At 47.9% G+C, this 20,523-nt stretch carries 18 protein-coding genes and 1 other annotated feature; of the genes, 5 read left to right on the forward strand and 13 right to left on the reverse strand.

The genetic code is table 11. The annotated features are described in order from the left end of the window. Positions 1 to 17: 17 nt before the first annotated feature. The 10 genes from LWH95_RS03475 to glnK all read right to left on the reverse strand — a co-directional run bounded on the left by LWH95_RS03475 (position 18) and on the right by glnK (position 11,866). Positions 18 to 179: a hypothetical protein gene (locus LWH95_RS03475; RefSeq protein ID WP_003241325.1), complete on the reverse strand. Its 162-nt coding sequence runs from the start codon at positions 177 to 179 to the stop codon at positions 18 to 20. A gap of 93 nt (positions 180 to 272) precedes the next feature. Further along, positions 273 to 520: a binding site (T-box leader), on the reverse strand. Between the two features lie 56 nt (positions 521 to 576). Then, entirely contained in the window at positions 577 to 1,497 is a 921-nt protein-coding gene (gene mphK / locus LWH95_RS03480) for a macrolide 2'-phosphotransferase MphK (protein ID WP_232918965.1), read from the reverse strand. Between the two features lie 277 nt (positions 1,498 to 1,774). Then, complete coding sequence (garD, locus tag LWH95_RS03485) at positions 1,775 to 3,307, reverse strand: galactarate dehydratase (protein ID WP_232918966.1); 1,533 nt, start codon at positions 3,305 to 3,307, stop codon at positions 1,775 to 1,777. A gap of 93 nt (positions 3,308 to 3,400) precedes the next feature. Further along, a complete protein-coding gene (locus LWH95_RS03490) occupies positions 3,401 to 4,102 on the reverse strand; it encodes a FadR/GntR family transcriptional regulator (protein ID WP_003241331.1) in 702 nt (233 codons plus the stop codon). Between the two features lie 69 nt (positions 4,103 to 4,171). Further along, positions 4,172 to 5,539: a glucarate dehydratase gene (gene gudD / locus LWH95_RS03495; protein WP_232918967.1), complete on the reverse strand. Its 1,368-nt coding sequence runs from the start codon at positions 5,537 to 5,539 to the stop codon at positions 4,172 to 4,174. Between the two features lie 36 nt (positions 5,540 to 5,575). Next, entirely contained in the window at positions 5,576 to 6,943 is a 1,368-nt protein-coding gene (gudP, locus tag LWH95_RS03500) for a glucarate transporter GudP (RefSeq protein ID WP_003241335.1), read from the reverse strand. An 84-nt stretch (positions 6,944 to 7,027) separates the two neighbouring features. Next, positions 7,028 to 8,494 carry an alpha-ketoglutaric semialdehyde dehydrogenase GucD gene (gene gucD, locus LWH95_RS03505; protein ID WP_232918968.1) on the reverse strand — a complete coding sequence of 489 codons (1,467 nt, stop codon included), beginning with the start codon at positions 8,492 to 8,494 and terminating at the stop codon, positions 7,028 to 7,030. A 32-nt stretch (positions 8,495 to 8,526) separates the two neighbouring features. Further along, positions 8,527 to 9,453, reverse strand: coding sequence for a 5-dehydro-4-deoxyglucarate dehydratase (gene kdgD, locus LWH95_RS03510; RefSeq protein ID WP_003241339.1), 927 nt, complete (start codon positions 9,451 to 9,453; stop codon positions 8,527 to 8,529). Positions 9,454 to 9,678: 225 nt separating this feature from the next. Next, the gene (glnL, locus tag LWH95_RS03515) at positions 9,679 to 10,623 is read right to left on the reverse strand and encodes a glutamine utilization two-component system response regulator GlnL (protein ID WP_060397848.1); all 945 of its coding nucleotides are present in this window, start codon (positions 10,621 to 10,623) and stop codon (positions 9,679 to 9,681) included. A 10-nt stretch (positions 10,624 to 10,633) separates the two neighbouring features. Further along, on the reverse strand, positions 10,634 to 11,866 hold the full coding sequence (gene glnK, locus LWH95_RS03520; RefSeq protein ID WP_232919014.1) for a two-component system sensor histidine kinase GlnK: 1,233 nt from the start codon (positions 11,864 to 11,866) through the stop codon (positions 10,634 to 10,636). Positions 11,867 to 12,166: 300 nt separating this feature from the next. Here glnK and LWH95_RS03525 point away from each other — a divergent pair, with 300 nt between their 5' ends. The 4 genes from LWH95_RS03525 (at position 12,167) to mmuP (ending at position 17,217) form a co-directional block, all read left to right on the forward strand. Continuing rightward, a complete protein-coding gene (locus LWH95_RS03525; RefSeq protein WP_003241345.1) occupies positions 12,167 to 13,150 on the forward strand; it encodes a glutaminase in 984 nt (327 codons plus the stop codon). A 22-nt stretch (positions 13,151 to 13,172) separates the two neighbouring features. Next, complete coding sequence (locus LWH95_RS03530; RefSeq protein ID WP_232918969.1) at positions 13,173 to 14,609, forward strand: alanine/glycine:cation symporter family protein; 1,437 nt, start codon at positions 13,173 to 13,175, stop codon at positions 14,607 to 14,609. A 127-nt stretch (positions 14,610 to 14,736) separates the two neighbouring features. After that, positions 14,737 to 15,684 carry a homocysteine S-methyltransferase gene (mmuM, locus tag LWH95_RS03535; RefSeq protein WP_232918970.1) on the forward strand — a complete coding sequence of 316 codons (948 nt, stop codon included), beginning with the start codon at positions 14,737 to 14,739 and terminating at the stop codon, positions 15,682 to 15,684. Between the two features lie 120 nt (positions 15,685 to 15,804). Further along, complete coding sequence (gene mmuP, locus LWH95_RS03540; RefSeq protein WP_232918971.1) at positions 15,805 to 17,217, forward strand: S-methylmethionine permease; 1,413 nt, start codon at positions 15,805 to 15,807, stop codon at positions 17,215 to 17,217. 35 nt (positions 17,218 to 17,252) lie between these two features. Here the strand turns inward: mmuP and LWH95_RS03545 are convergent, their stop codons facing one another. From LWH95_RS03545 to gamR, 3 genes are all read right to left on the reverse strand, one after another. Beyond that, positions 17,253 to 18,320 carry a branched-chain amino acid aminotransferase gene (locus LWH95_RS03545; protein ID WP_232918972.1) on the reverse strand — a complete coding sequence of 356 codons (1,068 nt, stop codon included), beginning with the start codon at positions 18,318 to 18,320 and terminating at the stop codon, positions 17,253 to 17,255. 210 nt (positions 18,321 to 18,530) lie between these two features. Further along, positions 18,531 to 18,806 carry a DUF1648 domain-containing protein gene (locus tag LWH95_RS03550; protein WP_232918973.1) on the reverse strand — a complete coding sequence of 92 codons (276 nt, stop codon included), beginning with the start codon at positions 18,804 to 18,806 and terminating at the stop codon, positions 18,531 to 18,533. A 33-nt stretch (positions 18,807 to 18,839) separates the two neighbouring features. Further along, a complete protein-coding gene (gene gamR / locus LWH95_RS03555; RefSeq protein WP_003241365.1) occupies positions 18,840 to 19,547 on the reverse strand; it encodes a transcriptional regulator GamR in 708 nt (235 codons plus the stop codon). A 218-nt stretch (positions 19,548 to 19,765) separates the two neighbouring features. On the opposite strand from gamR, the gene nagB reads away from it, so the two are divergent. After that, complete coding sequence (gene nagB, locus LWH95_RS03560) at positions 19,766 to 20,515, forward strand: glucosamine-6-phosphate deaminase (RefSeq protein ID WP_232918974.1); 750 nt, start codon at positions 19,766 to 19,768, stop codon at positions 20,513 to 20,515. The last annotated feature ends 8 nt before the right edge of the window (positions 20,516 to 20,523 follow it).

The raw sequence follows: 20,523 nt of genomic DNA on the forward strand, positions 1-20,523 counted from the left end.
ATCTCAGCTTTTCTCCTTTACTTGTTCAAATGCTTTTGTATAAAATCCAGAAGCGTATTTCCTTGAGCCGTCAGAATGACACCCTTCCCGCCGCAAGCTGGACATGGGCTGCCTTCGATTTCTCCTGCTCTTTCACACTCAGGGCATGCGACCTCAAGATCATCAGTTGCAATGACCATTTGACATCCTCCTTTCCTATTTTCTGTTATGCACCACCAGCCATCATCCATTGGCCGTCACCTCCTTTAAGACACAAAAAACCCCCGTCCTATGCAAAGGACGAGGGTCTCGCGGTACCACCTTTATTAACAGCTAAACAGCCGTTCACTCTCAGTACAGAAAACATCCGTTTCGATACTCCTCTCTTGATAACGGGGAGAGAATCCCGGCAACGCCTACTATCCGTTCAGCAAAGCAATTCAGAAGCCCATTCGGCATCAGGGGAGGGTCGGTTCACACCTGCCACCGACTCTCTGAACCTCCACACTGATACGTACTTACTCTTCCTCACGATTGTTGATCCGTTCTTTTGTTAGTAAAATTTATAATACTCGGTTAATGTAAAGAAGTCAATTTTTAATCCGATTTTACGCCGAGTGCTTCCAGCGCCATATTGATGTGTTCCTCCTGCTGTGTCTGCAGAGCAAACTTGGCAACTTCCAGCGGATATGCCGCCTGCATCTCTGCGATGTGTTCCTGCATTTTTGCCCATATGCGGCCGCCTGCTTGATGATAGTATTCAAGCAAACGGGCGGTTTCCTCTTCCCCAAATAGCATTTGATAAAAGATAAAATCTTTTGCCGGATCAGCGACTTTGGCTTCTGTCCAATCCAGAAGGCCTGTGACATGTTCGTTTTGGCCAATCAAAATATGCGCCGGGTGGAGATCGCCGTGTATCAGTGCGGAAAATCCCGGCCAATATGCATCATCATTTATCCATGTTTGCCATCTTTGCCAAAGCTGTTCAGACACTCCAAGCTTGTTCTTTACGTCATCCATAGAATCAACTGTGTTTCGCCTGACTTCTTCCGGACTCATCACTTTTATACCGGATTGGCAAGCGTCTGCTGGGTTCACTCCATGTAATTCAGCCAGTATCTCGGCAAGTGTCCGTATAAAATGGTCTGACGGCGGCTGATGATTCATATTCCATACATACTGTTTCTGTTCCAAATCAATCCCAGCAGCTGGCGTTCCTTTTAACATTGGGTAAGCAATCAATTCCGGTGTATGAATTTTCCAATCTGGCACATCAGCTGTAAGAACCGTGCGGAGAAAGGCAAGCGTTCTGCCTTCTGAAGCTGCTCTTTCAACAACATCACTTCGCCGCGGTTTTCGCAGCACCCATGGCATACCTGTATCGTCCTCGACGAATACAACTTGAAAATCCATTCCAGTTTCATTTAATTTCGCGTTTTCAGAGTGAACCGCCAAACCTTGATTGCGTGCAAGCGCGACAGTCTCTGTGATCAGCTGCATGTCGTTCTGGTTTGTCATCTCTTTTCCCCTTTCTCATGCTCCGCCTGTCGTTAGAGAGAAGGGATGTTTTGAAGGCACAAAAAAGAGGGCAGCATTGCCACCCTCTTTTTATTACGATATAAGGGCTTATACATAGGCAGATCCATCCCGATTCTCCGCATTCAGGCGAGAGTCGTTCACTATTGAATTCGTGTCAATCGGAATCTAATGAATGCCATGCTGTAACCCCTCCGTTCTTTGTACGTCGATTTCCATTTTACATCATATTCCAAATTTGATCTACTAGAACAATGAATCAAGTCACTGGAGCAGGATTAAACAAGCACAAATCATTATGAAGGCCCCAACGGTCCGCCCACGTTTGTTTGCGGCCGCTTGCCACATCCAGAATCGTCCTGAAGATCTCCCAGCCTACGTCTTCAATACTGGCCTCCCCTGTTGCGATTCGCCCGGCATTGATATCGATTAAATCCGCCCAATGCTCTGATAATGAATGCCGTGTCGATACTTTCAGCACCGGTGCAGCGGACAAGCCGTACGGTGTTCCTCTTCCTGTTGTAAAGACTTGGAGATTCATGCCCGCCGCCAGCTGCAGGGTACCGCACACAAAATCGCTTGCCGGTGTCGCCGCGAACAGCAGGCCTTTTTGCTCTGCCTTTTCACCTGGGCCGAGCACGCCGGAGATGGGGCTTGTGCCTGATTTCGCTACCGAGCCTAACGCTTTTTCCACCACATTGGATAATCCGCCTTTTTTATTGCCTGGTGACGGGTTCGCGCTTCGGTCTGCTTCCCCCCGCCGGAGATAGCTGTCATACCACTTCATCTCTTCGATCAGCGAAAGTCCGACCTCTTCACTGACAGCCCGCGGCGTTAATAAATGAATCGCATCCCGCACCTCTGTCACTTCAGAAAACAAAACCGTTGCCCCTGCGCGAACCAATAAATCAGCCGCATACCCCACCGCAGGATTCGCCGTCACGCCGGAAAACGCATCACTGCCGCCGCATTGCAGGCCGATGACCAGATCAGAAGCAGGGCAGGTCACACGGGTTCTGCTGTTTAGCCTGATTAGCCGTTCCTCCGCCATTTCCAAAATGGATTGAATCATCGCTGCAAAACCTTTGTAATCTTGGAGTGATAGGATATCATCGTGATTCTGAGGCGCAATTCTTGCCGGGAGGAGCTTTTCACATCCCAATCCGATCACCATTACTTCCCCGCCGAAATTCGGATGCTTCGCCAGATTTTGAATCGTGCGAATCGGAATGACAGCGTCCGGCGCACTGATGGCCACACCGCATCCGTATTGATGATGCAGCGGCACGACATCATCGACATTTGGATATTTCGGCAGCAGCTCTTCTTTTATCCGTTTGACCGCATAATCCAAAACGCCAACGACACATTGAACACTTGTGGTGATACCGAGTATATTTTTCGTCCCGGCACTGCCGTCCGCATTCCGATACCCTTCAAACGTGTATCCTTCAAGAGGCGGCAGCGGTTTGGGCACTCTGTTTGCGAGAGGAAGATCGTCTAAAGCCGGAGGAGCTGGCATTCTTACCAGGGCTTCCCGAATCCAGCTCCCGCGTTTGATCGTCTCATCAGCAAATCCGATCACCTCTCCGTAACGCACAATCTCATCCCCTTGATTGAGATCGGTTAAGGCGACCTTATGGCCTTGAGGGACATCCTCTTCAAGTACGAGCCCGCATGAAAACACAGTGCCTTTTGGCAGCCCTCCATCATTGACAATAATCGCCGTGTTATCTGTTTCATTCACTTTGATGTAAAGGGGCGCTTGGTTCTGCCTGATGTTCATCGCCATAAGAAAATCACTCCTCATATCATAGTAAGCGTTTTCTAAATCGGTTCAAAAAAAGCCGCAGATCTTACGTTTCAACTGCGGCTGTCTCAACAATTATTGATCATCCATGCCCATCAGAATTTTGTCACGGACAAATTTCAGATGCTCATACATGTGGTAATGCGCTTTGTAAGGGTCTCTTTTGGCAAGAGCGTCGTAGATTTTTTTATGATATTCAACCGTTACATCCCTCTCCCTGTACGGAATCTGGCTGTCAATTTTCGCATGGGTGATCAGCAGGGATTGAATCATCCCTTCGACAACGGGATTATTGGCACTTAATGCTATAATTCGATGGAATTCTTTATCTGCTTCACCATAAAGATTGTCAGTGCTGTTGGCGATGTCGTCGATTGTCTTCTGCAAACGCTGAAGCTCATCCTCATTGATTTTTTCCGCGGCAATCGTCACGAGTCCGAGTTCTAACGCCATCCGCGCTTCAATGATCGCCGGAAGATTATCAGTCGCCAAGGCAAGCATGACGGAAAATGGCTGCATGCCGATTTTATCGTTGAAATACGTGCCGCCACGGGTTTTTCTCGTAATCACACCAAGTGTTTCTAGTGAACTCAACGCCTCCCGAAGCACGGGCCTGCTGACATGCAAAATGTCCATCAGTTCCATTTCTGTCGGCAATTTGTCTCCAGCCTTTAACTGTCCGCTCGACAATAAATGGACAATCCGTTCAATGACCTGCTTGGCTAATGTTTTCCGATTGACTGTATCGACTTTCAGATCTTCTAAACCTTCGTACACGAACAACTCTCCCTTCAGTTGTTCAATTGTAAGACAAAATAGCCGGTATGACAATATTTACAATCAAACTTATCGCACAAGACACGGGCGTTTCCGGTCGAACTCCCAGTTGCTGATCAGAAACTGCATAGGGATCGCGTCATTCCGCGCGCCTAAATTCATTTTTCGATAGAGGCCATACGCTTTTTCGACTTGTTCCATATCAATGTCGACGCCAAGACCGGGCTTATTTGGCACCTTGACACAGCCATCAGCAATCTCAAAAGGCTGTTTCGTTAAACGCTGCCCGTCCTGCCAGATCCAATGGGTATCAATCGCCGTGATGCGCCCCGGAGCCGCTGCTGCTACTTGGGTAAACATCGCAAGGGAGATATCAAAGTGATTGTTGGAGTGGGAGCCCCATGTCAAACCCCAATCATGGCACATTTGCGCAACCCGCACCGAACCCTGCATCGTCCAGAAATGAGGATCAGCCAGCGGGATATCCACCGCATGAAGCTGAATCGCGTGACCCATTTCCCGCCAGTCGGTCGCAATCATATTTGTCGCGGTCGGGAGCCCTGTCGCGCGGCGGAATTCAGCCATCACTTCACGGGCGGAGTAGCCATTCTCATCTCCGCACGGGTCTTCCGCATACGCGAGCACATCATGCTTTGCTTTGCATAATGCAATGGCTTCCTCTAATGACCACGCCCCGTTCGGATCAAGGGTGATCCTTGCCTCTGGAAAACGTTTTGATAATGCGGTGACAGCTTCGATTTCATCCTCTCCTGACAGCACCCCGCCTTTCAGCTTGAAATCCTGAAAGCCGTAGCGCTCCTGTGCGGATTCGGCAAGACGTACTATTGCCTCCGGCGTCAGCGCTTCCTCATGGCGGAGACGGAACCACGCACAATCTGACTGCTCATCACTTTGATACGGCAAGGTCGTCTGCTTTCGGTCGCCAATGTAAAAGAGGTAGCCGAGCATTTTTACTTCATCACGCTGCTTCCCTTCGCCCAGCAAGGCCGCGACCGGTTCCTGAAGAAACTTTCCAAGCAAATCTAACAAAGCCGCTTCCAGCGCTGTAACGGCGTGGACTGTGGTGCGCAAATCAAACGTCTGGATTCCGCGTCCTCCCCTGTCCTGATCGGCAAACTGCTTTCTGACTGTTTGCAATATCGACTGGTACGCGCCAATGGATTTTCCGATAACAAGCGGCTCTGCCAGCTCCAGTGTGCGGCGGATGTGTTCTCCGCCAGGCACCTCGCCGACTCCCTGATTTCCGCTGCTGTCGGTTAAGATCACGATATTCCGGGTGAAAAACGGGCTGTGTGCGCCGCTCAGATTCAGCAGCATGCTGTCATGTCCCGCAACAGGGATCACCTTCATCTCACGAATTGAAGGAATATTCGATCTCTTTTCCTTTTGAACCTGCTCTTGTATTGGTGAACTCATGTTTTCTCCTCCTTATATAAAGCGCTTTCATAAATATTAGACAGGCAATGATTGATCGGGGTCTTGCTCTTGTTTCTTTAACACGACCCGTTTGATCGGCCCGACCAGCAGCAAGTAGCTGAGGATTGCCGCAATCGCGTTAGCACCGACAAACACGAGCGCGCCATTAAAAGATCCTGTTGCATTCACGATGTAGCCGATAATAATCGGGGTTGTGATCGAGGCAATATTTCCGAAAGTGTTGAACAAACCGCCGCTTAATCCTGCACACTCTTTCGGAGACGTATCCGACACGACAGCCCATCCCAGTGCGCCGAAGCCTTTTCCGAAAAACGCGAGTGACATAATAACAACGACGAGCCACGCTGAATCCGTGTAGTTGCAGACAATCATACTGCAAGACAGCAGCATGCCGATAATGATCGGCACTTTTCTTGCAAAGGTGAGCGAACGGCCTTTTTTGAGTAGAATGTCTGACACAATGCCCCCAAGCACACCGCCGGCAAAACCGCACAGCGCCGGCAGGGAAGCGACAAACCCTGCTTCAAGGATGGACATGCCGCGGGCTTGAACCAAATATACCGGAAACCATGTGAGAAAGAAATAGGTGAGAGTTGTAATGCAATATTGCGCGATGTACACACCGATCAGCATGCGGTTCGTTAACAGCTGTTTGATATAAGGCCATTTCGATTCTGTTTCTTGCTTGCTTTTGCTGTCATCCATGGAAATCAGCCCGCCGCCCTGTTCGATATAAGCAAGCTCAGCTTCGTTGACCTTCGGATGTTTTTTCGGTTCATACACCGTTTTTAGCCAGATGACAGCCAGAAGAATACCCGCTGCACCCATGACAACGAAGACGGAATGCCAGCCGAAAGAGTGGGTGAGCCAGCCCATTAAAGGAGAAAAAATGACGATTGCGAAGTATTGAGCTGAATTAAAAAAGGCTGAAGCTGTCCCGCGCTCGGAGCTTGGGAACCATGAGGCAACAACTCTGCCGTTTCCGGGAAATGAAGGCGCTTCGGACAAACCTACCAGAAAACGCAGTGCAAACAGCAGGATAATCGCTGTGCCGGCAGAGAAAAAACCAATCGCCCCTTGCAGCAGCGTAAAAAACGACCAGAAAAAGATGCTTAATGCAATAACAGTCTTTGAACCAAAGCGGTCCAGCAGCCAGCCGCCCGGAAGCTGCCCGATGACATAGGCCCAGCCAAAAGCAGAAAAGACATAGCCCATAGCGACCGAGTCCAATCCCAGATCATGCTGGACGGAATCTCCGGTGATGGAAAGTGTGGCCCGATCCGCGTAGTTAATAGAGGTCACAAGAAACAGCATAAAAACGATGAACCAGCGTACAGACGTTTTTTTGCCCGCCGGTGAAACATTCGCATAGTCTTTTTTCATAGTATCTTCTCCTTTTCAAAGTAGAGAATCATATGCTGGCTGTGATAAAGCTGGGAAAGAGACGTTCGCCTCTTTCCAGCACCATTACGGCTTCATAAAAACGGTTTTGATCGCAGTGAAAAAGTCCTTCGCCGCCTCACCCTGTTCGCGGGAGTGGGAGCTCGACTGCTTCATGCCGCCAAAAGGCGCCTGAAGCTCAACACCCGCGCTTTCCGCGTTAATCCGGACTAGCCCGGCGTCAATTTCATCAACGAATGAAAGCATTCGGCCGATGTTTTGCGTGAAAATGGATGCGCTTAAGCCGAACTTCACTTCATTGGCGATGTCCAGCGCCTCCTCCATCGTGTCCACCTTGATCAAGGCGATCACCGGGCCGAAAATCTCCTCTTGGGCAATCGTCATCTCAGATGTCACATTGTCAAAGATGGCAGGCTGAACATAATAGCCGCTTTGATACTTTCCATCCTCCAGCTTTTCTCCTCCGATCAAAAGGGAAGCGCCCTCCTGTTTGCCTTTCTCAATGTACGATAGGCAATTATCAAGCTGACTCTTGCTGGCGATCGGTCCCATCCAGACATCCTCTTTTAAGCTGTCTCCAATCGTAATATCCTTTGTGTGCTGGAGCAGTTTTTCTTTAAATCGCTCGTAAATTCCGCTTTGCACGATGACGCGGCTTGTCGCGGTGCACTTCTGGCCGGTTGAACGGAAGGCACCCGTAATGACAGCTTCGGCCGCAGCTTCAAGGTCAGCGTCATCGGCTACGATGACCGGGTTTTTGCCGCCCATTTCAAGCTGATATTTGGCTCCTCTCGCTAAAGCGGCCTGCCCGATGATTTTTCCGACTTGATTGGAACCGGTAAACGTAACAGCGTTTACCCCATCATGCTCAGCAAGCCCCTGCCCGACAACAGAACCTGGGCCTGTCACCAAATTGATGACTCCTGCCGGGAGCCCCGCTTCTTCAAAGCAAGCAATGATTTTCGCGCATGTCACGGCTGTTTCTGTCGCCGGTTTGATGACAACGGTATTGCCGTACACCAATGCCGGGGCCATTTTCCAAATCGGAATCGCCACCGGGAAGTTCCACGGAGAAATCACGCCGACCACACCGAGCGGAACACGTGTGGTAAACATGAGCGCGTCTTTGTCAGTAGACGGAATAACGTCACCCGTTTTGCGCATGCCTTCTCCGGCGTAATAGCGAAGAATGGCAATCCCGCGGGCTGTTTCCCCTTTCGCTTCCGGCAGTGTTTTTCCCATCTCACGTGTTGCGCAGGCGGCGATGTCTTCTAAGCGCTGCTCCATAATATCCGCTGTTTTGTATAAAAATTGACCCCGCTCGGCCCCCGTCAGCTTTCTCCAAGCCGTTTTGGCTTCATTGGCGGCGGCGACAGCCCGTTCCACATCTTCAGCTGTTGAATTCTGTACATAGCCGACAATATCGTTTACATCCGCAGGGTTTTCGACCTTGACCATATCGCCTGATTGAGACTTAACCCACTCTCCGTTAATAAAGTTGAGATACGTGTTTTGTTCCGTGATCACAGACATGCCCATTGCCCCTTTCATATTTTTTCTGTTCATCAAACCGTCGCGGCTTTTTTCGGAAAACGATCCGCCGCCTGCTTCAGAATCGCTTCTAATTGCTGATAGTGATCTTTTTCAACCGGGCCGACAGGCGGTCTGGCTGTGTTTCTCACATTCAATCCCATGATCTCCATGCCCGCTTTAATCAAAGATACGGCATATCCTTTTCGTTGTTTGCGAATGTCGTTGATCGGGAGAATCACATGCTGATAGAGCTCCTTCACAAGCTCGTCGTTTCCATTTTTCAATGCATCATAGAACATCCGGGAAATATGCGGAATATAATTTGAAATCGCTGAGGAATAGGAGTGAAACCCGATCGGCAGATAAGCTGGCATCGTCACTTCAGCCATCGGCATTCCGTTGAGCCATCCTAAGCGGTCGCCGAGCGTATAGACGAGGTTAATATTCAAATCCATGTTCCCCACCCCGTCCTTCACACCGACAAGCTGTTCACATTCGGTCAGCCGCTTGATCTGTTCAAGAGAGAGAACCGCGTTATCGCGCTGATAAAGAATCGCATTCAAATCGGTGCTTTCAATAATCGTTTTCGCATACTGATACAGCCCCTCCTGTTCGCCATGCACCAAATACGGAGGCAGGATCAAATACCCGTCGGCGCCTTTTTTCTCCGACAGCTGCGCCCAGTCCAGCGCTGTGCTGAGGTTGCCGCCCACCCCCGTGTAAACCGGCACCTTTCCTCCGGCTGCCGAGACTGCGACTTCCACCATTTGCTCGTATTCTTTTTGGCTGAGAGATTGAAATTCACCAGACCCGCAAGCGATAAAAATTGCTTCCAAGCCTTCTTCCAGCAAGAATTCAATGTTTTGAAAAAGAGCTTCTTCCTCCAGTTTTCCTTGTGTATTAAAAGGTGCAACCGGAAAACCTAAAATTCCAGCGGGTGCTTTTCTGATACGGCTCATCAACATAACCTCCTGTTATTTGGATATACAGCCCCTGACTGAAAGCGCTTTTATTATTTTTTCTTTCATATCCGCTCCTTCCCTATATCCTTTTGTTTTATTGTAAGACAAATAAACAATAAGTCAATATCTTTATTTTCTGATATTTTTCAGAACCCAGGAAAAACGCTGTCTAGCCGGGGTTCTGCATAACAAAAAAACAGCCGTACTGCCGGCTGTTTTGGTTTACATGCTTCTTTGTTTCATCGTCTCGTGCAAAAGCTTCGCTTCCAAAAAGAATACGTGGATGAATTTTTTCATATTCACTCTTGCAGGGGCGAGAGGTTTTGCATCCTTTGATTGAAGTTCTTTCATTTTCTGGCTGACAACCGGAAAATCAAAGAATTTCGATGCATAGGTTTCAAATTTCGGATTGGAAAAATCCGTTGTTCCTAATGAAGCAAAATGGTGCAGCGAATGGATAATTGCTCTGCGGATGCGCTGCTCCGAGGCTTTCATTTCGCGATTGACTTCCGTTTGGGATGCTCCTGCGCCCAGCTTCCGTTCCGCTACTTGGATGAAGATCTGTTTTAGCGAAGGGATATGTTTTTCGTACGGCTCAGATTGCTCATGTTCTGCTAAATACTGCAGAACCGCCATGAGATCATGAGCGCCGCCTTCCCCCATCATGCCAAGCTCGGACAACAGGAATGTTCCTGCTTCTTTTAAGCCGCTGTCACTCTTCTGCTGAGGACGCGCTTTCCGTTCAGTCCGGTTGACAAGCCGGCTTAGAGAGTGCTGAATATCCCCAATCGAGTGCTCAAGCTCGATCCGTTCCTTCACCTTTTGGAGAACCGTGACAATTTCAATGCGGTTAATTGGCTTATGGATAAAATATTCGATGCCGAGCGAGTACGCTTCTCCGACCATTTCCTTCGCTTCCACTTGAGAGATCATCACGATCTTTCCGGAGTACGTATCCTGAAGCTGGCGAATCGTTTCAATGCCGTCCCGTCCGGGCATTAACAGATCGATTAATAAAATATCAATCTGCTTAAATTGCAGCATATGACCTTCCACCTGGCTTCCGTCTTCTGCTTCACCAGCAGCTTCCCCCAGATCCTCATCCTCAATGATCTGTCTTAAAATCGACCGTACCGCACGGTCATCATCCGCGATAAAAAAACGCATAGCTTTCGGTTCACCCTTTCTGAATCAAATGCCGGACAGGCAGCCTGATGGCAAATACCACTCCCCGCTGCTGATTATCGAACCTGATATCTCCTTCTAGCTCTGTCACGATTTCCTTCACGTAGGAAAGTCCGATTCCGGTAGAAGGCGTGCCAAATTCGTCATATTTTGAAGTAAAGCCCGGGTCAAACACAATGTCTCCGATTTTCTCAGAAATGCCGGGGCCATTGTCTTCCACCTGGAATTCTACCATACTCTCATTTGGCTTATGGAGCCTCAGGCTGATCATTCCCTCTTCTCCCATTGCCTCTACCGCATTTGCCGTTAGATTATTAATGATCGAAAGCACGATAAATACGTGATAATCGTTATGCTCCCCCTCTATCGAGCAGTGAAAATCAATCTGCTTTCCAAGTGCTTCAGCGTACTTTTCATTCATTCGAATCACAAGCTGCAGCAAATCAGAAGCCCTCATATAATCTCTCAAGCTCTCATTCGAAATCAGTTTTGAAAGCCCTGCGAATATCCGCTGGTTGTCCTTTTTCACTTCATGAATCTCCCCGGCCAGCCTCAGGATTCTGCCGCTGAGCTGTTCATCCTTGCCCTTCACTTCCCGATAGAGCTGATACGAATCATTCGTCACTTGCTCTGTCGTCTTCAATGTCTTTTTTAAATGCACCGTTTCTTCATATAAATTCGAAACGATCATTAGCATGTGCTCATGCTGCCGCCTTGTCTGTTTTTCTCTCGATTGCGTTTCATACAGCTTCAGCACACTGTAAAAGCTCATGACGATAAATGTGTGAGAAATTGCGATCACCGCAATGTCTGTGATTTTCTCAGGCGTCACAACCGTATGAAAAATGAGAAACTGCACGACCAGCTCGACACAATCTGACACAATTTCAATCATAAACCCGATGAAACCGAGCATAACCGGCCGTTCCCGAAAACGATTAGCCTTCAATACGTAAAACAGACAGGCGTAAGTCATATAAAAGAAAAAGCCAGACGCTTGGTCATACAGAATTGGAGCCAGTCCATCATGTCCCCCGCCCCATAATCCCAGAATGACGCGAAAGATGAAAACTGCCGCTCCAGTCAAAAAACCCGGCAGCACAGCGGGCACTTGCCGCAGCAGCGATAAGAAGAAGAAAAAAACCGGTGCGCCAAAGCTGATCCGGAACTCTTCATTAAGGGGATAAAATTTCAGTTCACCGGCCAGCGGCACCGTAATCAGCATGAGAGCCAGTATATATCCGTCTTTTTCAAAAAAACGTTCCAGTTTTATGATGATCACATCCTCGCTTCTATTTTGGGGAAACAGCAGAAAACCTGCAAATTTCTTTTGACCCAGAACATGAGCTTTTTATAAATCTTACGGCTTATTTTCAAAATATTTTTGTCGTATTTTGTATGATTCTGTAGTCGTCATTATACAGTAAATATACCTTCCGCTTTTATGAAAGCGTTTAATGCCCCTTCAGCCTTCGTTTTGATAAACCTCAGTCCTTAAAGAAGAAAAACAGTGAGGAGGAATTCGATGAAAGAATTGATAAAAGAGCCCCAAATAGAAATAGACCCGGCGTCACAGCTGCATCATTGGGTTGAGCACTATCGCCCCTTTGCCGCCAATGGACAAAGTGCAAACTATATCCCCGCTTTAGGAAAAGTCAATGACTCACAGCTCGGCATTTGTATATTGGAGCCTGACGGAACAATGATACATGCCGGCGATTGGAACGTCCCTTTTACCCTGCAAAGCATTTCAAAAGTGATCAGCTTTATCGCCGCCTGCATGAGCCGCGGCATTCCCTATGTGCTGGACCGCGTAGATGTCGAGCCGACAGGTGATGCCTTTAATTCAATCATTCGGCTCGAAATCAACAAGCCGGGAAAGCCGTTTAATCCTATGATCAACGCTGGTGCCCTTACCATCGCATCGCTTCTTCCGGGTGAGTCGGCACACGATAAGCTCGAGTTTCTTTATTCGGTGATGGAAACCTTAATAGGAAAGCGGCCAAGAATTCATGAGGAAGTGTTCCAGTCAGAATGGGAAACCGCCCACCGCAACAGAGCGCTGGCCTACTATTTAAAAGAAACAAACTTTTTAGAAGCAGATGTAGAAGAAACGCTTGAGGTTTACTTGAAGCAATGCGCCATGGAGAGTACCACAGAAGACATTGCATTGATCGGCCTGATCCTTGCCCATGACGGCTATCATCCGATTCGCCGCCAGCAAGTGATTCCAAAGGACGTGGCAAAGTTGGCCAAGGCGTTAATGCTGACGTGCGGCATGTACAACGCTTCAGGCAAATATGCGGCGTTTGTCGGCGTGCCGGCCAAAAGCGGCGTCTCCGGCGGCATCATGGCTCTCGTTCCTCCAAGTGCCAGAAGAGAACAGCCTTTTCAATCTGGATGCGGCATCGGCATTTACGGGCCTGCTATTGACGAATACGGCAACAGCCTTACTGGCGGTATGCTGCTGAAACATATGGCGCAAGAGTGGGAGCTCAGCATTTTTTAAACATTAAAAAAGAGGTGATTGTATGCAGCAAATCCTGGAACATATCGTCGGTATCGCAAATGATCTTTTATGGTCAAAGCTATTAATTGTATTGCTCCTTTCTCTGGGAATCTATTTTACGTTCAGGCTTAAGTTTTTGCAGGTTCGCATGCTGAAAGAAATGGTGAGAGTGTTAAGAGAAGGAGCTGCTTCCCGGTCGAAAAACAGCATTTCTCCGTTTCAAGCCTTTTGCATCAGCATGGCAGCCCGTGTCGGCACGGGAAATATTACGGGCATTGCCATCGCTATTGCGCTCGGCGGGCCAGGTGCAATCTTCTGGATGTGGATTATCGCCATTATCGGATCAGCATCAAGCTTTGTGGAAAGCACACTGGCTCAGATTTATAAAGTAAAAGATGTAAACGGCTTCCGCGGCGGGCCGGCTTATTACATGGAAAAAGGGCTGAACAAAAGGTGGATGGGCGCGCTGTTTGCCGTATTAATCACCTTATCGTTCGGTATCGTCTTTAACTCGGTTCAATCAAATACAGTCAGCCTCGCCTTCGAAAACGCGTTCGGCACAAACCGCCTGACTTTGGGACTCATTTTAATTGCTGTGTTCGGCACGATTATTTTCGGCGGTGTAAAACGCATTGCGAAGCTGGCTGAATCCATTGTTGTCGTATTGGCTGTCCTGTATATCGGAGTTGCGTTTTTCGTGATTGTCACCAACATTACACAGCTGCCAGACGTGCTTGCGCTTATCGTGAAAAACGCATTTGGTTTTGACCAGGCCGCTGGCGGCGCCTTGGGAGCAGCGTTAATGCAAGGCGTCAGACGGGGAATCTTTTCAAACGAAGCGGGAATGGGAAGTGCACCGAATGCCGCTGCCACCGCAACAACAAGCCATCCTGTCAAACAGGGGCTGATTCAAGCTTTTGGTGTGCTTACTGATACGCTGGTCATTTGTACAAGCACCGCCTTTATCATTCTGTTTTCAGATGCCTACCATACTCCGGGACTGAGCGGAATCGCGCTAACTCAAGCCTCTCTCAGCGCCCATGTCGGATCGTGGGCATCAGGCTTTCTCGCCATTCTGATTTTGTTATTCGGATTCTGTGCTTTAATCGGAAACTATTATTATGGCGAAACCAATATCGGCTTTTTGAATAAAAGCAAAAAACTGATTTTTATCTACCGTATCGGCGTGCTGGCGATGATTGTGTTTGGCTGTGTTGCCAAAGTCCAGCTCGTCTGGGATCTGGCTGATTTGTTCATGGGCTTGATGGTCGTCGTGAATTTAATCGCGATTTTCTTATTATCCAAGGTCGTTTTTACGGCGCTGAAAGACTATACATGCCAGAAAAAAGCAGGCAAAGATCCGGTCTTTTATAAAGATGTGCTCAAAAACCATAATGGCATTGAATGCTGGCCGCTTTCTGACACAAAGGCTGACACAAACAACAAACAAATATCATAAAAAAAGGGTGTTCAGACATACGGGCTGAACACCTTTCTCTTGTTCGTTTATTGACAAACATGTAAGCGTCCATTACGATTTTCATATCTTTTTCAAAAAAATCTGAAAGAAGGCATCGGTACATTCTATGAATCCTATCCAACACATTCTTGATACATACCCGCTCATCGTGTTAGACGGCGCCATGGCGACCGAGCTTGAACGCAAGGGCTGTGATTTGAACGACAGTCTCTGGTCGGCAAAAATTCTGCTGGAAGAGCCGAACCTGATTAAACAAGTTCATACTGATTATTTCGCGGCAGGCGCCGACTGTGCGATCACCGCCAGCTATCAGTCTACGTTTGAGGGCTTTGCCGCACGCGGGCTGAGCGAAGCGGAAGCACGCCGGCTCATCGAGATGTCCGTCACCATCGCAGCTGAAGCACGTGATGAATTTTGGGCGGTTGGAGAGAACCGTCTGAATCGGCCAAAACCGATTATTGCGGCTTCTGTAGGCCCTTATGGCGCTTATCTTGCGGACGGCTCTGAGTATCGCGGCAACTACGGAATCTCAGAGGATGAACTGGTTGAATTTCATCGCCCCCGCATGAAAGCGCTGATCGAAGCCGGAGCTGATGTTTTGGCATGCGAAACAATTCCGTGTCTGACCGAAGCAAAAGCGATTGTGCGGCTGCTGAAGGAGTTCCCTGAAACATATGCGTGGATTAGCTTCAGTGCAAAAGACGGCCTGTACATCAGTGACGGAACACCTGCCGCTGACTGTGCGTCATGGCTTGATGAGCACCGCCAAATTGCAGCGCTCGGCATTAACTGCACGCCGCTCCAGCATATCCCTTCCTTGATAGAGGAGTTAAAAAAGCACACATCAAAACCGATCATCGTCTACCCGAATTCAGGCGAGCAGTATGATCCGGAAACAAAAACGTGGAACGGCGCAGCATGCGCAGAGCCTTACGGAACAAGCGCCCGCACTTGGCATGAAAAAGGAGCGAAGCTGATTGGCGGCTGCTGCCGGACAAAACCCGAAGATATTCAAGAAATTGCGGCTTGGGCGCGCTCATTAAAAACAACTTGACTTATCGGAATTGTTTGTATATTCTATCTAAAAGCCGGTACGCCGGAGTCTCGTGTCACTCGCTGACATGAGATTTTTTATTAGGAAGGAAATAAATCGCCGATAGAAAGTTGGAAAAAGATGAAATCAGCTCACAACAAGAATGAGACAAACTTTCAGAGAAGTATGAAAAGCCGGCACCTCTTTATGCTTTCCTTAGGAGGTGTCATCGGAACCGGGCTGTTTTTAAGCTCTGGCTACACCATTCAGCAGGCAGGCCCGGCAGGAACGATACTCGCCTACCTATTCGGAGCCGGAATCGTCTATTTGGTCATGCTGTGCCTCGGTGAGCTGTCAGTGGCCATGCCTGTAACAGGCGCCTTTCACACCTATGCAGCCAAATACATAGGGCCGGGCACCGGATTCACGGTCGCTTGGCTGTACTGGCTGACATGGACCGTGGCATTGGGATCAGAATTCACAGCAGCCGGCCTGTTAATGCAGCGCTGGTTCCCCCATACGTCCGTTTGGATGTGGAGCGCCGTCTTTGCGCTGTTCATTTTTTTGCTTAATGCATTTTCGGTCAAGTTTTTCGCTGAATCAGAATTTTGGTTTTCCAGCATCAAAGTGTTAGCCATTGTGTTGTTTATTCTTTTAGGCGGCTCTGCCATGTTCGGCATCATCCCGATCAAAGGCGGAGAAGCCGCTCCGATGCTGTCCAATTTCACAGCGGAAGGCGGGCTCTTTCCAAATGGATTTGTCCCGATTTTGATGACGATGCTGTCTGTCAATTTTGCCTTTTCGGGTACTGAGCTGATCGGAATTGCCGCAGGAGAAAGCGTTGATCCCGACAAGACGATACCAAAAGCGATTAAAACAACGGTCTGGCGTCTCTCACTCTTCTTTGTCGGAACGATTTTTGTGCTGTCAGGGCTGATTCCGATTCAAGAAGCTGGCGTCATCAAAAGCCCGTTTGTTGCTGTCTTTGACAGAGTCGGTGTCCCGTACGCAGCCGATATCATGAACTTTGTCATCCTGACAGCGATCCTGTCAGCGGCTAATTCCGGACTCTACGCTTCTTCCCGGATGCTGTGGTCTTTATCAAAAGAAAAAACGCTTCACCCGACATTTGCAAAGCTGACGTCAAAAGGAACCCCATTTAACGCGCTGGTGTTCAGCATGATCGGCGGCATTCTGTCATTGCTGTCCAGCGTATTTGCGCCAGACACTGTATACGTTGTGCTCGTATCGATTTCCGGTTTTGCGGTCGTAGTCGTATGGATGGGAATCGCCGCTTCTCAATTCATGTTCAGAAAACGTTATGTCGAAGCGGGAAACAAGGTTGCCGATCTGAAATACCGGACCCCTTGGTATCCGTTCGTGCCGATTGCCGCGTTCCTGTTATGCCTGGCTTCCGTCATCGGCATAGCCTTTGATCCGAATCAAAGAATCGCACTGTATTGCGGCATTCCGTTTATGGCCATCTGCTATGCAGTGTATTATGCGAAAAACCGCAAAAGCCAGCCGACTGCTGATATGACTCATTCAAAATAAAAAGAACCTGCCTCCGGGCAGGTTCTTTTTCATCTTCAAACCTCCACCGTCCAGCTGAACGGCCCTTTTACTTTGCCAAGCTGAATATCTGTTATCGTTTCATACAGCTTTTTCGAGATGTCCCCGATTTGTCCGTCGCCTACAATCACCGTTTTCCCATGAATATTGAGTTCACCGACAGGCGTAACGACCGCTGCCGTGCCCGTTCCGAAGACCTCTGTCAATTCCCCGCGTACAGAAGCCGAATAAATCTCATCAATCGAAATTTTCTCCTCACGAACCGGAATGCCCCAGCTGCGAATCAGTTCAATCGCAGACGCACGTGTTACTCCGCTTAAAATACTTCCGCTTAAAGCCGGTGTGACAGCTTCCCCGTTAATGACGAAAAAAATGTTCATGCTCCCTACTTCTTCCGCGTATTTCTTTTCAATGGCGTCCAGCCACAGCACCTGGTCATAGCCCATCTCATTCGCTTTCCGCTGCGCCTGAAGGCTGGCCGCGTAATTTCCGGATGTTTTTGCACTGCCGACTCCGCCGTTCACCGCCCGAACGTACTCATCTTCGACGTAGATTCTAACCGGCTTCATCTGATCGCCATAATAGGAGCCGACAGGAGAAAGCACGATCATAAATGTATAGCTTTTGGATGCCTTCACACCGAGACTCGGTTCTGTGGCAATGACAAACGGACGAATATACAGTGACGTACCCTTTTCCTTTGGAACCCAATCTTTCTCCAGCTCAACTAATTGCGTCAATGCCTCAAGCACCAGCTCTTCGTCTAAAGGAGGCATACTCATGCGCTCACACGATCTGTTCAGCCGCTTGATATTTTGATCCGGCCGGAACAGCAGCACCCTGCCATCTTCCGTTCTGTACGCTTTTAACCCCTCAAAGACAGCCTGGCCGTAATGAAAAACAGATGCAGACGGATCAAGCGTAAGCGGCGCGTACGGGGCAATTCTTGGATGATGCCAGCCTATTCCCTCTTCATAATCCATCACAAACATATAATCTGTAAAATATTTTCCGAATCCTAAGGATGACGGGTCGGGCTTTTCCTTATGAAATGCAATTTTTTCTCGTTCGATAAGCTTATTCAATTTGATCAGCACACCTTTCACAATAATTGTTTAAATATTCAGTCTTTTTAAAGCTGCAAAAAATATACAGCCTCTCCTTTTATCATACGCCGCTTCAAACCTATAAATTTCAGAATATTCTTTAGGATCATCAGCTATTATACACCACATTCATTGTCAAATGAAGATGAAATAAAAGAAAAACAGCCAGATTCATTCCGGCTGTCTGATTTAGATTGCTAAATACAGGACGACAATATGGCAAATCAGCAAAATATACACCGCAATCACAAATTGCCAATTGATCTTCTGCGCCCATGCAAACACCATCATCAAAACAGGAAGTATCACTATCCCTGCCAGCTTGTTAATCGTCATATCCGGACTGTTTGTTCCATCATAATGAATCGGCATTTCCGCCGGCAGAAACTGGTAAAACACGATTGAAAGGATGAAAGCAGCAATGACAGCCCCCCACAGCACTTTTCCATTCGTCAATAAAAACATAGAACCACCATTCCCTTCTTAAAACGCATTGCTTTATGAATGATATGACTGTTCTACGGTGAATTTCGTTCGGTCTCCCCGCGTAATAATTTGCGCATATTCCACCACATCTTCATTTTTATCATAGGTGAGGGATTCTGATAAAAACGCAGGCGCTCCGACATTGGTTAACAAGTGGCCGCTGATCGTTTCATCCGTTAAAATCGGCTCGATCGATTCCGTACCTCTGCTGATTTCAATATTGTATTTTGTTCTTAACAGTTCAAACAGCGAGCCGGTGCACTCTTCCTGCGCCAGCCCCGGTGCCGCTTTCCAAGGAATATATGAGGTGTGATACTGCAAAGGCTCCCCCTCGGCGTATCTGACTCTGACAAGCTTGTTGACAGGTTCATTCTCTTTCATTTTCAAAAGCTCGGCAATGGAGTGATCAGCAGGGATCACCACGAGTTCAAGCACTTTTGATTCAGAACGCAGGCCTCTCATTTGTTCTGCAAAGCTCGTAATCTTGTGCGGAATCGGCGTTTGTATTTTTGCCGCTGATACAAATGTTCCTTTTCCTTGAATCCGTTTAATATATCCCTCAAGCTCAAGCTGCTGCAGGGCCAGTCTCACAGTTGTTCTGCTGACATCATATTGCTCGCAAAACTCGCTCTCCGTCGGCAGCTGATCATTCGCCTGATATTTGCCCGACTTAATTAACTCAATGATTTTAAACTTGATAACAGAATATAAAGCTGTCATTTCATTCTCCCCATTCTGTATGCAAACCGTTCTTTTTGATTGAAACCATAATACCACTTGCCTTCCGATTATGAAAGATTTGTATCCTTCTTTTATAACAAATTTTCAGACATTAATATTGACAGTTTGATAACGGCGGTGCTAAATTCGTAATGACAACTATCATAAATTGATCATAACAAATATGATGCTTGTCTATCTCTTTGAGGGGGTGTCACATGAAGATTCTTATCGCCAATCACTATGAAGAACTCTGTAAGTTAAGCGCTAACATTATTAAAGAACACGTACAGGCTAAGAAAGATGCCGTACTCGGCCTGGCAACAGGAAGCACGCCGGTCGGCTTGTACAAGCAGCTGATTTCAGACTATCAAGCAGGCGAAATCGACTTTTCAAAGATTACTACATTTAATTTGGATGAATACGCAGGTCTCTCTCCATCACATCCGCAAAGTTATAACCATTTTATGCACGAGCATCTTTTTCAGCATATCAATATGCAGCCTGATCATATCCATATCCCGCAAGGAGACAATCCGCAGCTTGAGGCTGAATGCATGGTATACGAGGATCTCATCCGTCAGGCGGGAGGCATTGATGTTCAAATCCTCGGCATCGGCGCCAATGGCCATATCGGTTTTAATGAACCCGGATCTGATTTTGAGGATCGGACACGAATTGTTAAGCTGTCAGAAAGCACAATACAGGCAAATGCCAGATTCTTCGGCAGCGATCCTGTACTGGTGCCGAGACTTGCGATTTCAATGGGCATTAAAACCATCATGGAATTCAGCAAACATATTGTGCTTTTAGCGAGTGGCGAGGAAAAAGCAGACGCCATTCAAAAGATGGCTGAAGGCCCTGTCACGACAGATGTACCGGCCTCAATTCTTCAAAAACACAATCATGTAACCGTTATCGCCGATCAAAAAGCAGCTCAAAAACTAAAGAAAGCATCATACTTATAAAGGAGACT

The organism is Bacillus sp. G16 (assembly GCF_021282335.1).
Taxonomy (GTDB): domain Bacteria; phylum Bacillota; class Bacilli; order Bacillales; family Bacillaceae; genus Bacillus; species Bacillus inaquosorum.